A 13,630-nucleotide genomic window follows, 5' to 3' on the forward strand; every position below is an offset into this window, starting at 1 on the left:
ATTTGATGGTGTGAAGTTTAACTCCCAAACTCCCAAATCCTCAAACTCTCAAACTCAATATCTACAATACCAATTGAAAAGGTCCTTCAAATACCGTTTCGAAAGAATCTACCAGATTTCCTTTTTCATCAAACACGCCAATCGTCATATTTTGCTTAGAAAACCGGATCTCTTTTTCGGGGAACGAAATGTTGATATTTCCTTTTAAAATCTGATCTCCTTTCAATATGATTTTTTCATTGCCGAAGAAATTAATTTCCGCATTCTTAGGATTCAAGACTTTTATGGTGAGTGTTTTCTTTTCGTTGGATTTGTTTAAAAGTGTATAAATAAAAGTATTCGTAATTTTTCCGTTTTTAATGAAAAATGTTGATCCTGCCGGTTTTATGAATTTAGCTTCCATGGAACCTCTGTCGTACATCAGAAATCCTAAAAACCCGATCAGTAAAGTTAAAATTACCGTTGTTGCCTTCATTCTTCCGGTAAATTTGAATTTCTCCTGATTTTCAATTTCTGCTTCTGTGGCATAACGGATCAGTCCTTTCGGAAGACCTACTTTTACCATAATTTCGTCACACGCATCAATACATGCGGTGCAGTTTACGCATTCCAGCTGCTGTCCGTTTCGGATGTCAATTCCTGTAGGACAGACAACAACACATTGATTACAGTCTATACAATCTCCTTTTCCGACGGCTTTTCGGTCTTCGTCTTTTTTCCATTTGGAGCGGTTTTCACCTCTTTTAAAATCATAATAAACGTTGATGGTCTGTTTGTCGATCAGAACGCCCTGTAATCTTCCGTACGGACAAACCAAAGTACAAACCTGCTCTCTCAGCCACGAAAAAACAAAATAGAAAACCGCAGTGAAACAGATCATCGCAAGAAACTTCAGCGGATTTTCTGCGGGACCTTCGGTAATGATTCTGAAAACTTCTTCATAACCAACAATATACATGAACATGAAATTCGTAATCACCACAGAAAGAACGGCATAAACAGACCATTTGGTTAGCCTTTTTCTTATTTTTTCGCTGTTCCATTCCTGTCGGTCGAGCTTCATCTGTTTATTACGGTCGCCCTCGATCCAGTATTCTATTTTCCGGAAAACCCCTTCCATAAAAATGGTCTGCGGACAAAGCCAGCCACAGAAAATCCTTCCGAAAACAACGGTGAAAAGCATCACAAAAATAACGGAAGTGACGGCTCCAAGTGCTAAAATGAAAAAATCCTGAAGATAAAACGGCTGTCCGAAAATAAAAAACTTCCTGTCGATAACATTCAATAAAAGAAAAGGATTGTGGTTGATTTTCACAAAAGGTAAAGTGAAAAATATCACCAAAAGCAAATAGGTTACATAATCTCTGTAATTGGTAAATTTTCCTTTGGGTTTTCTGGGATAGACCCATTTTCTTTTTCCGGTTTCGTCCATTGTTCCTACAGAATTCCGGAATCTTTCCTCATAAAGTTCCGGAGACTGAAAATTGCTGTTCTGTGTGTTCATCGTTTTGATTTGATCTGAAAGCTGGCTGAAATCATTTAATAAAGTTTAAATGCTCATTTCCAGATATTTTTAACTAAAATCCTATAGTGTTTTTCACTGATACAAAGCTCTGCAATAATTGTTTCCGGAACTAATATGATCTACTTCTGAAATAGTACAATTCGGACATTTTGGATTTGGTTTTTATTTAATCAAAAAGAGAAAATAAACTTTGAATCTTGTTCTGCATATCGTAAATTGCTGACTTTAAATTGTGCGGAATGAAAAATATTTTAAAAACCGGCTCGCTTGGTTTGATTTTAGCAGTATACAGCTGTCAATCAGTAAATACCACTAAAATGTTTTATGAAGATGTAAAGCCCGAAAAAGTTTCGGATCAGTTCAGTTTTACGGAAGGTCCTTCCTCGGATAAAGAAGGGAATGTCTATTTTACCGATCAGCCAAATGATAAAATTTATTATTGGGACTGGAAAACCAATAAAGTGATCGAGTTCATGAATAAAACGGGAAGAGCCAACGGAACGCATTTCGACAAAGATGATAATTTGATCACCTGTTCCGATGATCAGGGTGAAATCTGGAAAATTTCAAAAGATAAAAAAGTACAGGTTCTGCTGAAAGGCTTTGAAGGCAAAAGACTGAACGGACCGAATGATGTCTGGAATGACGAGTTTGGCGGAATGTATTTTACCGATCCTCTTTATGTAAGAGATTACTGGGTGAATTTTAAGCAGGAAACTCCGCACAAAAGTTTATACTACAGAAATAAAGACGGACAGATTTCCAAACTTGAAACCTTTACACAGCCGAATGGAGTGGTAGGAAGCGAAAAATTCAGAAAATTGTATGTTTCGGATATTGATGCCGGAAAAACGTATGTTTATGATATTTTGGGCGAAGGAAAATTATCTGAGAAAAAACTTTTCTGCGAAATGGGTTCCGACGGAATGACGTTAGACAAGCACGGAAATCTTTATTTGACAGGAAAAGGGGTTCATGTATTCAACAGAGAAGGAAAGAAGATTTATCATATTCCCATCGAAGAAGACTGGACTTCCAACGTGACTTTCGGAGGGAAAAATAACGAAGTTCTATTCATCACCGCTTCAAAATCTGTTTATACTTTACCGACACGAGTAAGAGGAGTGAGATAAATTTTAAGGTTGAGGTTAAGGTTAAGGTTAAGGTTAAGGTTAAGGTTAAGGCTGAGATTAAGGCTGAGATTAAAACATAACGCTTATCTAAACCTTAGCCTTAACCTCAATCTTAATACGCTACCTCCATTTTCACTTTCTTGCCCTTCAGTTTTTCATTGGCAATTTTTTTCAGCAGCGCATTCACTTTATTTCTCGATACGGCAACGTAAGAAGTTGTGTCTTTTACTTCTATCAAGCCGACATCTTCTTTCTGGAGTTCTCCTTTTTTCAGCAGATAGCCAACAATGTCCACTTTATTCACTTTGTCTTTTTTTCCGGCACTGATGTAAATGGTCTGGAAAGGCGTTTTTTCCGGAACTTTGGTAAATCCCGCAACGCTGTCTTCCGGTGTATTGTTTTTAATGAAAGGGAAATTTTCATCTTCCGTCATAATAAGATACGCAAAACCTTTCGCGTTCATTCTTGCTGTACGACCGTTTCTGTGGATAAAAGCATCCTCTTTCGGCGGTAACTGATAATGAACGATCGATTCTACTTCCGGAACATCTAACCCTCTTGCGGCAAGATCGGTGGTAATTAAAATTCTTGCGGAATCGTTCCTGAATTTCAGCAGGGCGCGTTCTCTTTCATCCTGTTCCATTCCTCCGTGGAAGGTTTCTCTGTCGATTCCTTTCTGGCGGAGAAGCTCGGAAATCCGGTCAACCGCTTCTCGGTGATTGCAGAAAATTAAAGTTCTTTTGTTCCCGATTTTACAGATTAAATTAAATAACGTGTCCAGTTTTTCTTCCGGCGTAGTCATTACTTTTTTAAACTGAATGTCGGGTTTCGCCTCGCTTAATTTTAGAAAGTTAATGATTTTCTCGTCTTTTAGTCCGGTAAATGCAGGAATTTCGTCCATTGCCGTTGCGGAAGTTAAAATTCTCTGAGACAATCCTTTCAATGAATTGGAAATAAATTCCATATCATCATGAAAGCCAAGTTCAAGAGCCTTATCAAACTCATCCAGAACCAGCGTTTGGATGGTTTTCGGATCAAAATTATTATTTCTCAAATGATAAACCACTCTTCCCGGTGTTCCGATTAATACAGACGGAGCTTCAATCAGGTTATTTACCTCAATTTTTTTGTCGTGACCGCCATAACACACGGAAACTTTAAAATCTGTTCCCATTGCTTTAAAAACCTGCTCGATCTGTAAAGCCAGTTCTCGCGCCGGAACCAAAATAAGAGCCTGAATTCCAGAACTGTTTTTCTTTAAATTTCTCAGCACAGGAAACAAAAAAGCCAGTGTTTTTCCCGAACCGGTAGGAGAGAGCAGAACAACATCCTGATTGTTTTCTGTTGCTTTGTATGTAGATTTCTGCATCTGATTCATGTCCTGAATCGGCAGTTTTTCGTAGATAGATTCTAATTCCATGGTGCAAAGATAGTTATTTCGCGGCTGAGGAATATTGCTGTTTGATGATGGTTTGATATTTTAGGATATTTTTCTCAATAATAAAAGATGTGGAGAAAATTCAGAAGCTTAAAATGATATTTCAAACTTATTGGAATTACGGAAATCCGTAATGTGGAAGCTTAAGGAGATGATAAATTTGGCTCAATAAATTAATCACCATGAAACTCTATCAAACTCTTGAAAATCAAATTAAAAAGGAGCCTAATTACGTTTCCGATAACGGAGAAGTTAAAAAATGGGTCGTTCTCAGCAAAGCGCAGAATCTGGATGAGGAATTAATTGAACTGCTTCTGCAAGATCCCGATCTGAAGGAAAATTTTTTCATTAAGGTAAAAGATGTTATGGTCTTTAAGCAAAGTCTGTTTATCCAGTTTCTTGAGCAGAAAAATTATCTTAACGACAGCTACACCCAGTTTAAAAATAAGGTTGGACTCACCATTGGAAATCAATACTTAAAGCAGAGGAACGAAGTGTCCTTAGTTTGGCCTTTTAAAGATTGTGTTCTGGAAGGCGGACAAAGCAGGGAAGAGGATAAAAGAGAAGAAATCTTTTTCAATGAAACATTGGCGCAGGACGAAATTACCGAATTGTTCGATCCCAAAGTCTTAACCAATGCCAAAAGAATTGACCAAAACGGTGAAAATAATTTTAATGAATTCAATCGTAATGAAAACGGAACCATTAAGGATAATCTGATTATCAAAGGAAATAATCTTTTAGCACTTCATTCCCTGAAAAAAGAATTTGCCGGTAAAGTAAAGCTGATTTATATTGATCCGCCTTACAATACGGGTAATGATGGGTTTAAGTATAACGATAGATTCAATCATTCTACCTGGCTGACTTTTATGAAGAATAGAATTGAATCGGCGAAAAAATTAATGTCTTCATCGGGCGTTTTTTTGGTTCAATGTTCTTTTCATCAATATGCTTATTTGAAAGTTCTCATGAATGATTTGTTTGAAAAGCATTTGTGTGATTTTAACATTCAGGTTAGGCATCCAGACAGAGCTTTAACTGGAGATAAGGAGTTTAATGATGTAATTGAATATATCCTTATTTATTCCAATGACAGAAATAAGAAAATGCCTTTTATAGAAGAGCAAAAGACAATTGATGATTATAATTTGCAAATTGAAGTTGATGCAAAAGCTTCTATTGAAGAAATTCAATGTGGGTCAAAAAATGTGAAAGTTTATTTACCTCATCAATATAAAGTTGTTTCAATACCGCCAAGTAAAGAGGGATTAAAGAAAATTAGTATTCGAGGATCAATACGTGAGAAAAATAGCAGTGGTAGATTCTTTGTTAGATATTTAGAAAAATTAAGTGGATATCCTTCAGGAACACTTTTTAAAGTTCCAGATATGGGAGATGACTCTGTTAATCATAGATATTTTTATTCTGCACCAGAAGGAAATAAAAATGGTGGATATTATCAAGGAATGCCAACAAGTAGTGAATTCACTAAAAAACAATTTTCTAATTTCTATAATTTCGAAAAAGAATACAATAATGTATCAAAACAAGGAGGTGTTGAATTTCGAAACGGAAAGAAGCCTGAAGAGTTAATAAAATTTTTAATTGAATTATTTAGTAATACAGGAGATATAGTGCTTGACTATCATTTGGGTAGTGGAACAACTGCTGCTGTTTCGCATAAGTTGAAAAGACAATTTATTGGAGTAGAACAATTACAAAATCAAATAGATCTGATAAAGTGTAGAATGGTAAATGTGATCAATGGAGATACTACAGGAATTTCAAAAGACGATGACGTCAACTGGCAAGGCGGCGGTTCCTTCATTTATCTTGAACTAAAAAAATACAACCAGATTTTTATTGAAAAAATAGAAGCTGCGGAAGACACAGCAGAACTTCTTCAGATTTGGGAAGAAATGAAATCCAGATCCTTTCTTAATTATAACGTGGATCTTAAAAAACAGGAGCAGCACATCGATGATTTTAAAGCATTAAGCCTAAAAGAACAGAAACAGCATCTTTGTGAACTGCTGGATAAAAACCAGCTCTACGTTAATCTTTCTTCTTTGAATGATGAAAATTTCAAATGTACTGAAGAGGAGAAAATAGTGACTCAAGATTTCTATAAAATTAAAAACTGAAACCATGGAATATTTACACGAGATCTTCAATAATCCTATTGCGAAAAAGTCTTTAGCGCAGGTTGTTATTCCCAACGAAATAACAGACAATTTAAAATTTAAAGTTCGTCCTTATCAGGAAGAGGCATTCAGGCGACATCTGTATATTGAACAGGAGAATTTTGAAGGGAAACCCAACAAACCGATTCATCTGCTGTACAATATGGCAACCGGAAGCGGAAAAACGATGGTGATGGCGGGTCTTATGCTTCATCTATTTGAAAAAGGCTACCGTAATTTTCTGTTTTTCGTCAACAGCAATAACATTATTCAGAAAACGAAAGATAATTTTCTTAATTCACAGACTTCCAAATATTTATTCACAGATAAAATTATCATCCATGGAAAAGAGGTTTTACTGAAAAAGATTGACAATTTTGATGAATCGGATCAGGAAAATATCAATATTAAGTTTACGACGATCCAACAGCTTCATACAGATTTAAATAATACCAGAGAAAACAGCGTTACGTATGAAGATTTTAAAGATAAAAAGATTGTTCTGATTGCTGATGAAGCCCATCATCTCAACAGCGGAACCAAAAGCGGAAATCTTTTCGGAAGTTGGGAAGAAACCGTTTTGCAGATCCTGAATCAGAATTATGAAAATATCCTGCTCGAATTTACGGCAACTCTGGATTATGAAAGCCGGGAAATTATGAATAAATATAAGGATAAAGTCCTTTACAAATATGATCTCGCACAATTCAGGAAAGATAAATTTTCCAAGGAAATTAATCTTGTGCGCTCAATGTACAATGAAAAAGAAAGGATTATTCAGGCACTGATTCTCAATCTTTATCGTCAGGAACTGGCTGCAAAACATGGTATTAATATAAAGCCGGTGATACTTTTCAAAGCGAAAAAAACAATTAAAGAATCTGAACGGAACAAAGAAAATTTCCACAAGCTCATCGATGAATTTTCTGAAACGATGGTAACCAGCATCAGGAAAACTTCGTCCGTCTCGGTTGTGCAGAAAGCTTTTCAGTTTTTTGAGTTAAGAAATATCTCGGAAAATGATATTGCCCAAAGAATAAAATCCTGTTTTCGGGAAGAAAACTGTCTGAGTGCAAACAATGATTCGGAAGCGGAGAAAAACCAGATCCTTCTGAATACACTTGAAGATGAAAATAATCCGATCCGTGCCATATTTGCCGTTCAGAAGCTGAATGAAGGATGGGATGTTTTAAATTTATTTGATATTGTACGTTTGTACGAAGACCGCGACGGAAAAGACGGCAATCCCGGCAAAACCACACTCTCGGAAGCGCAGTTGATCGGTCGCGGTGCGAGATATTATCCTTTTGCACTGAATGAAGGTGAAGACAAGTTCACCAGAAAATACGATGATGACATTTCAAATGATCTTAAAATTCTGGAAGAACTTTATTACCATACAAAAGAAGACAGCCGCTATATTTCCGAACTAAAAAAAGCATTGGTAGAATCCGGAATTTATGAGGATGAAGCCCATCTCGAAACAAAACAGTTAAAGCTGAAGCCTGTATTTAAAACCTCGAAATTATACCGGAAAGGAGTCGTTTTTTCCAATAAAAAAGTACCGAAAAATTTTGATAATGTTAAATCTTTTGCAGATTTGGGAGTGAAGAAAACAAATTACCGTTATCAGCTTTCTTCGGGCATCGGAAAAATCTCTAATGTCTTTTCAGAAAATGAAAAAGAAATATCCGGTGAGGAAAAGATAAAATCAAAAGATATAAAGATTGCGGAAATACAGAATCATGTGGTAAGATATGCGCTCAGCAGAAATCCGTTTTACTGTTTTAATCGTCTTTCTCATTATTTTCCCAGCCTTGTTTCCATTTTTGAATTTATTGAAAGTGAGCAATATCTGGGAGGTCTGGAAATCACTTTTACAGGAAGCAGAAACCGTCTAGATGAGATTTCTCATTTTGATTATCTTCAGGCGCTCAATGGTTTATTGCAGGACATCGAAACAGAGATCAAAAAGAATTCTACAGAATATGAAGGCTCGGAATTTTATGCGCAGCCTGTTCAGGATGTCTTTAAGGATAAAGAAGTCAGAGTAAGTAAAGGCAGTGTAAGAGCAAATGGGCAGGAAGAGCTTGTTCTGGATGAACCATGGTATGCTTATAATGCCAATTACGGAACCGAAGAGGAAAAAAAGTTTGTTGAACTGTTTGCGAGACGTTTTGAAGGACTCAATAAAAAATATCAGAACATTCACCTGATCCGGAATGAAAGGGAAATTAAAGTTTTTGATCAATTGGGAAGGGCTTTTGAACCGGATTTTATTCTTTTCTGCACCCGCCGTGAAGAAAAGGAGCTTACTTTTCAGGTATTTATAGAACCCAAAGGAAAACATTTAACAGGACATGATAAATGGAAGGAAGATTTTCTCAAACAGATCGGAAATCAGCAGAAATCTGTGAAGATTCATACGGACAACTATTTAATTACCGCTGTACCTTTTTACAATTACAGCAATGAGAATGAGTTTAAGGAAACCTTAGAAAAGACTTTGTTGGAGTAAAAAGTTATTTTGATGAAATTAAATGGTTTGAATTTCAGTTGTTTACATTGAATTGTTTGACCTTTGAAATAATTGTTTGTTTCAAATAAATTTCATATCTTTGCACCCACTTTTGTGGCGAAAAGGTTTGAAGAGTAAATAACTAAAAATTAATTACTTCCGTATTTTTCAATTCACATTTATTCAGACCGTTGAAAGAGAAGGAATACAAATTTTATTAGAATTATGTCAAAAGAGACAAATTCAGCTGAATTATTATTAAATCAAAACGTAGCACCTGAACAATTTGACTGGGATTCTTTCGAATCTGGTCTTGATGCTGATGCTAGAAAAGAGAAAAGCGATTTAGAAGAAATCTACAACGGATCTTTAAACAACTTAGACGATAACGACGTTCTAATTGGTAAAGTAGTAAGATTAACTGATAAAGAAGCTATCGTAGACATCAACTTCAAGTCTGAAGGTGTTATTTCTCTTAACGAATTCCGTTACAACCAAGGTCTTAAAGTAGGAGACGAGGTAGAAGTAATGGTAGACAGAAGAGAGGACAAAACAGGACAGTTACAGTTATCTCACAGAAAAGCAAGAACGCTTAAAGCTTGGGATAAAGTAAACGAACTTCACGAAACAGGTGAAATCGTTAACGGTTTTGTTAAGTCTAGAACTAAAGGAGGTATGATCGTTGATGTACACGGAATCGAAGCATTCTTACCTGGTTCTCAGATCGACGTTAAGCCAATTAAAGATTACGATCAGTTCGTAGGAAAAACTATGGAGTTCAAAGTTGTGAAAATCAACCCTGAGTTCAAAAACGTAGTAGTATCTCACAAAGCATTGATCGAAGCAGATATTGAAGGTCAGAAAAAAGAAATCATCGCTCAGTTAGAAAAAGGACAGGTTCTTGAAGGTACTGTTAAGAATATTACTTCTTACGGTGTGTTCATCGACTTAGGAGGTGTAGATGGATTGATTCACATTACAGACCTTTCTTGGTCTAGAGTGAACCACCCATCTGAAATCCTTGAGGACGGACAGACTGTAAAAGTGGTTATCCTTGATTTTGATGATGAGAAAACAAGAATCCAGTTAGGTATGAAGCAATTAGAAGCTCATCCTTGGGATGCTCTTTCTGCTGACTTAAAAGTTGGAGATAAAGTAAAAGGAAAAGTAGTAGTTCTTGCTGACTATGGTGCATTCGTAGAAATCGCTCCGGGAGTAGAAGGATTAATCCACGTTTCTGAAATGTCTTGGTCTACTCACTTGAGATCTGCAGGTGACTTCGTAAAAGTAGGGGATGAAGTAGAAGCTGAAGTACTTACTTTAGATAGAGAAGACAGAAAAATTTCTTTAGGTATCAAGCAATTAAGCAAAGATCCATGGGAAAATATCGAAGCTAAATATCCTGTAGGATCTAAACATGTAGGAACTGTAAGAAACTTCACTAACTTTGGTGTATTCGTAGAGTTAGAAGAAGGTATCGACGGTTTAATCTACATCTCTGATCTTTCTTGGACTAAGAAAATCAAGCATCCATCTGAATTCTGCGCAGTTGGTGACAAATTAGATGTTGTTGTTCTTGAACTAGACATCCAGGCTAGAAGATTATCTCTAGGTCACAAGCAATTGACAGAAAACCCTTGGGATGCATTCGAAACTAAATATGCTGAAGGAACAGTTCACGCTGGTAAAGCGGTAGAAGTACACGATAAAGGTGCTTCTGTACAGTTCGAAGATGCTGAAGTAGAAGCATTCTGCCCATCAAGATTATTAGAGAAGGAAGACGGATCTAAAATCAAGAAAGGTGAAGAGGCTAATTTCAAAGTAATTGAATTCAACAAAGAATTCAAGAGAGTAGTAGTTTCTCATACAGGGATCTTCAGAGATGAAGAGAAGAAAAACGTAAGAGAAAACTCTAACAACAGATCTAATAATGTTTCATCATCTTCAAACGAAGAGAGATCTACTCTTGGAGATATCGATGCATTAGCAGAATTAAAAAGAAAAATGGAAGAAGGTAAATAATACCTGATTCATTTTAAATATTAAGCCACTCATTTGAGTGGCTTTCTGCTTTAAACAATAGATTATTATACCTCTAATAATGCGAAAATTTAAATTTGATTTATTCACAAAATAATGAGAATTTATTTAATGTTATCAAACTATATATCTATTTAAATAATTTTAAATATAATATTGTTTTATTGTTAATTATATGTAAATTAGCGGCTTTATTAGTGTATATGAAAAAAGTAGCTTTACCCCTTTTATTTGTAGTTTCTGCAATGTTTCCTTCTGTTCTTTTCGGACAAGATAATGAGAAGTTAATTAAGGATTATATTTCTCAAAATAAGATCAGAGAATATAAAAAATCAGATCTTGCGAATTTTAAGATTGATAATGTAGATGAGTCAAAGTCATTGAATGGAAATGTAATTAAATTCCAACAGACTTATAACGGACTTCCTGTTTACAATGCGGAAGGTACTGTTTTGGTAAGAGATAGTAAGGTAATTTATTATGCAGATACATTTCTAAAAGATTATACATCATCTGTATCAAATACTGCGTCCATCTCAAAAACAACCGCGCTTCAAAAAATATCTGAAAATTTACAGAAAGAAAAAATTCAGAATTATCCTATTTTAGGGTATAATGATGCAGATTTAAATAATACACCGGCTGCAAAACAGAGATTGGTATATACACAAGATAATGGAGCTTTAAAATTAGCATACCAGTTTTCTTTTCCGGAACCGAATTCTCCAAGCTATTGGGATATTTTAGTGGATGCAAACACAGGAAATATTATCAGCAAACTAGATTTAAATCTATCTTGTAATTTCCATAATGATGCCTATTCTCATGATTATAGTCATGTTCATAATGAAACTATTGCAGCAGGACCGATAAAGCAAGAAGAAAGTAAAAATAGTTTTTCACTTTTAGCACCTGATAACGCTTCTTATAATGTTTTTGCATTACCTATAGAGGCTCCTACATTTGGTTCAAGATCAATTGTAAGTAATCCATGGATCTTAACTGCTTCTCCGGAAGGATGGCATTATGATGGTACTACTCGTTATACAATTACCAGAGGTAACAATGTGCTTGCTTATGAGGATACAGCAGGAACTAATGCAGTCGGATATTCACCTGATGGAGGTACTTTAAGAAATTTCAATTATGCTTTTAATATTAATGATGATCCGTCTAACAATCAAAATGCAGCGATAACGAATTTATTTTATATTAATAATAAGATCCACGATATTTTCTATATGTTCGGTTTTACTCCTGCAGCAAGAAACTTTCAGAATACTAATTTTGGCTTAGGAGGTTCTGGTAACGATTATGTACTGGCCGAAGCACAAGATGGTGGGGGGATAAATAATGCCAACTTTGCAAGTCCTAGTGATGGAAATAAGCCAAGAATGCAAATGTATCTTTGGTCAACTTTTAACAGAATATTTTATTACAACGCTCCAACTTCAGCAGTACCTCGTCAACCAATTGCAGGCACAGCTTTATTTGGAAATGCTTTAGATGCTACCGGAGTTACAGGAAATGTTCAGTTATCCTCTGTTTTAGATGGCTGTACAGCAATTCCTGCAGGATCTTTAACAGGTAAGATTGGTTTAGTAGAAAGAGGAACTTGTAGTTTTACTGTTAAGGTTAAAAATGCGCAAGATGCAGGTGCGACAGCTGTGATTCTTTATAATAGCGTAGTAAATGGTGACACTGTTGGTAATATGTCTGGAACTGATGCAACGATTACTATCCCATCCGTTTTAATTTCAAACACAGAAGGTGAATATATTAAAAGCCAGCTTTCAGCTAATACGACTGTAAATGTAACTCTAAAAAATGATCCAGCCAGCAGTATTACGCCAGATGGAAGTTTTGATAATGGAATAGTTGTTCATGAATATGGTCACGGAATTTCTAATAGACTTACCGGAACTGGATCTGGATGTTTGAATTCTTCTTTAGATAAAGAACAGATGGGAGAAGGGTGGTCAGACTTCTTTGCTTTGATGTTAACAAATAAAGTTGGAGATAACGCTTCTGTACCGAGAGGTATCGGAACATATGCTGTAGGACAAGGAATTTCAGGAGGAGGTATTAGACCGGCAAGATATTCTCCGGACTTTACTATAAATGATTATACCTATGGTGATACGAATGGAATGGAGTATACCAATACAAGTGGACAAATAGTTCCTGATGTTCATTCCATCGGATTTGTTTGGGCTTCAATGCTTTGGGATCTTCATTGGCAGTATGTTGCTAAATATGGTTATTCTTCTGATGTGATGACAAATACGACAAATGGTAGTTCAAGAGTTCTACAGTTAGTTACAGATGCTTTAAAACTCCAAATTTGTAATCCAACATTTATTGATGGAAGAAATGCTATAATAGCGGCAGATCAGGCTAAAGGAGGAGCAGACAGATGTATGATCTGGAGAACTTTTGCGAAAAGAGGCCTTGGAGTAAATGCTGCTGCTGGTTCGAAAACCAATATCAACGATCAGGTAGAAGATTTCAGTGTTCCTGCAGACTGTGTGTTAGCTACAGACGAAGTAAATGTTGTTAAAAATAACATTTCAATTTATCCGAATCCTGCGAAAAATGAGTTCTTCATTAATTTCCCAAGCAATACGTTAGGAAAAGTAAGTGTTGAAATCTATGATATGTCTGGAAAATTAGTTTCTTCAGAAGATAAAATTTCTCCGGATGCTAAGAAATCAATTTCGACAGACAAATTGATTAATGGAACGTATATGGTGAAAGTAAAAGGCATCGGTATTGATGCGGCATCAAAAG

7 protein-coding genes are annotated in these 13,630 nt (G+C 35.7%); 5 read left to right on the forward strand and 2 right to left on the reverse strand.

What is annotated here, in order from left to right; all coding sequences use genetic code 11:
* Window positions 1-61 precede the first annotated feature (61 nt).
* Entirely contained in the window at window positions 62-1,504 is a 1,443-nt protein-coding gene (ccoG, locus tag QWT87_RS18485) for a cytochrome c oxidase accessory protein CcoG (protein ID WP_302717931.1), read from the reverse strand.
* Window positions 1,505-1,764: 260 nt separating this feature from the next.
* Here ccoG and QWT87_RS18490 point away from each other — a divergent pair, with 260 nt between their 5' ends.
* The gene (locus QWT87_RS18490) at window positions 1,765-2,658 is read left to right on the forward strand and encodes an SMP-30/gluconolactonase/LRE family protein (protein ID WP_076392558.1); all 894 of its coding nucleotides are present in this window, start codon (window positions 1,765-1,767) and stop codon (window positions 2,656-2,658) included.
* A gap of 112 nt (window positions 2,659-2,770) precedes the next feature.
* Here QWT87_RS18490 and QWT87_RS18495 read toward each other — a convergent pair whose 3' ends face one another.
* Window positions 2,771-4,078: a DEAD/DEAH box helicase gene (locus QWT87_RS18495; protein WP_302717934.1), complete on the reverse strand. Its 1,308-nt coding sequence runs from the start codon at window positions 4,076-4,078 to the stop codon at window positions 2,771-2,773.
* 200 nt (window positions 4,079-4,278) lie between these two features.
* On the opposite strand from QWT87_RS18495, the gene QWT87_RS18500 reads away from it, so the two are divergent.
* From QWT87_RS18500 to QWT87_RS18515, 4 genes are all read left to right on the forward strand, one after another.
* Entirely contained in the window at window positions 4,279-6,243 is a 1,965-nt protein-coding gene (locus tag QWT87_RS18500) for a site-specific DNA-methyltransferase (protein ID WP_302717936.1), read from the forward strand.
* A 4-nt stretch (window positions 6,244-6,247) separates the two neighbouring features.
* The gene (locus tag QWT87_RS18505; protein WP_302717938.1) at window positions 6,248-8,800 is read left to right on the forward strand and encodes a DEAD/DEAH box helicase family protein; all 2,553 of its coding nucleotides are present in this window, start codon (window positions 6,248-6,250) and stop codon (window positions 8,798-8,800) included.
* Between the two features lie 225 nt (window positions 8,801-9,025).
* On the forward strand, window positions 9,026-10,822 hold the full coding sequence (gene rpsA / locus QWT87_RS18510; protein ID WP_302717940.1) for a 30S ribosomal protein S1: 1,797 nt from the start codon (window positions 9,026-9,028) through the stop codon (window positions 10,820-10,822).
* 95 nt (window positions 10,823-10,917) lie between these two features.
* Window positions 10,918-13,630, forward strand: a 2,713-nt coding sequence (locus tag QWT87_RS18515) for a T9SS-dependent M36 family metallopeptidase (protein ID WP_302717942.1), incomplete at its 3' end; no start/stop codon positions are given.

It is taken from the genome of Chryseobacterium urinae (assembly GCF_030518295.1).
GTDB classification, from domain to species: Bacteria; Bacteroidota; Bacteroidia; order Flavobacteriales; family Weeksellaceae; genus Chryseobacterium; species Chryseobacterium mucoviscidosis.

What these genes read in the sequence shown, in the direction of transcription:
- rpsA (WP_302717940.1), top strand. Translation starts at nt 9,026, where the DNA reads ATGTCAAAAGAGACAAATTCAGCTGAATTATTATTAAATCAAAACGTA.
- QWT87_RS18505 (WP_302717938.1), top strand. Translation starts at nt 6,248, where the DNA reads ATGGAATATTTACACGAGATCTTCAATAATCCTATTGCGAAAAAGTCT.
- QWT87_RS18490 (WP_076392558.1), top strand. Translation starts at nt 1,765, where the DNA reads ATGAAAAATATTTTAAAAACCGGCTCGCTTGGTTTGATTTTAGCAGTA.
- QWT87_RS18500 (WP_302717936.1), top strand. Translation starts at nt 4,279, where the DNA reads ATGAAACTCTATCAAACTCTTGAAAATCAAATTAAAAAGGAGCCTAAT.
- QWT87_RS18495 (WP_302717934.1), bottom strand. Translation starts at nt 4,078, where the DNA reads ATGGAATTAGAATCTATCTACGAAAAACTGCCGATTCAGGACATGAAT.
- ccoG (WP_302717931.1), bottom strand. Translation starts at nt 1,504, where the DNA reads ATGAACACACAGAACAGCAATTTTCAGTCTCCGGAACTTTATGAGGAA.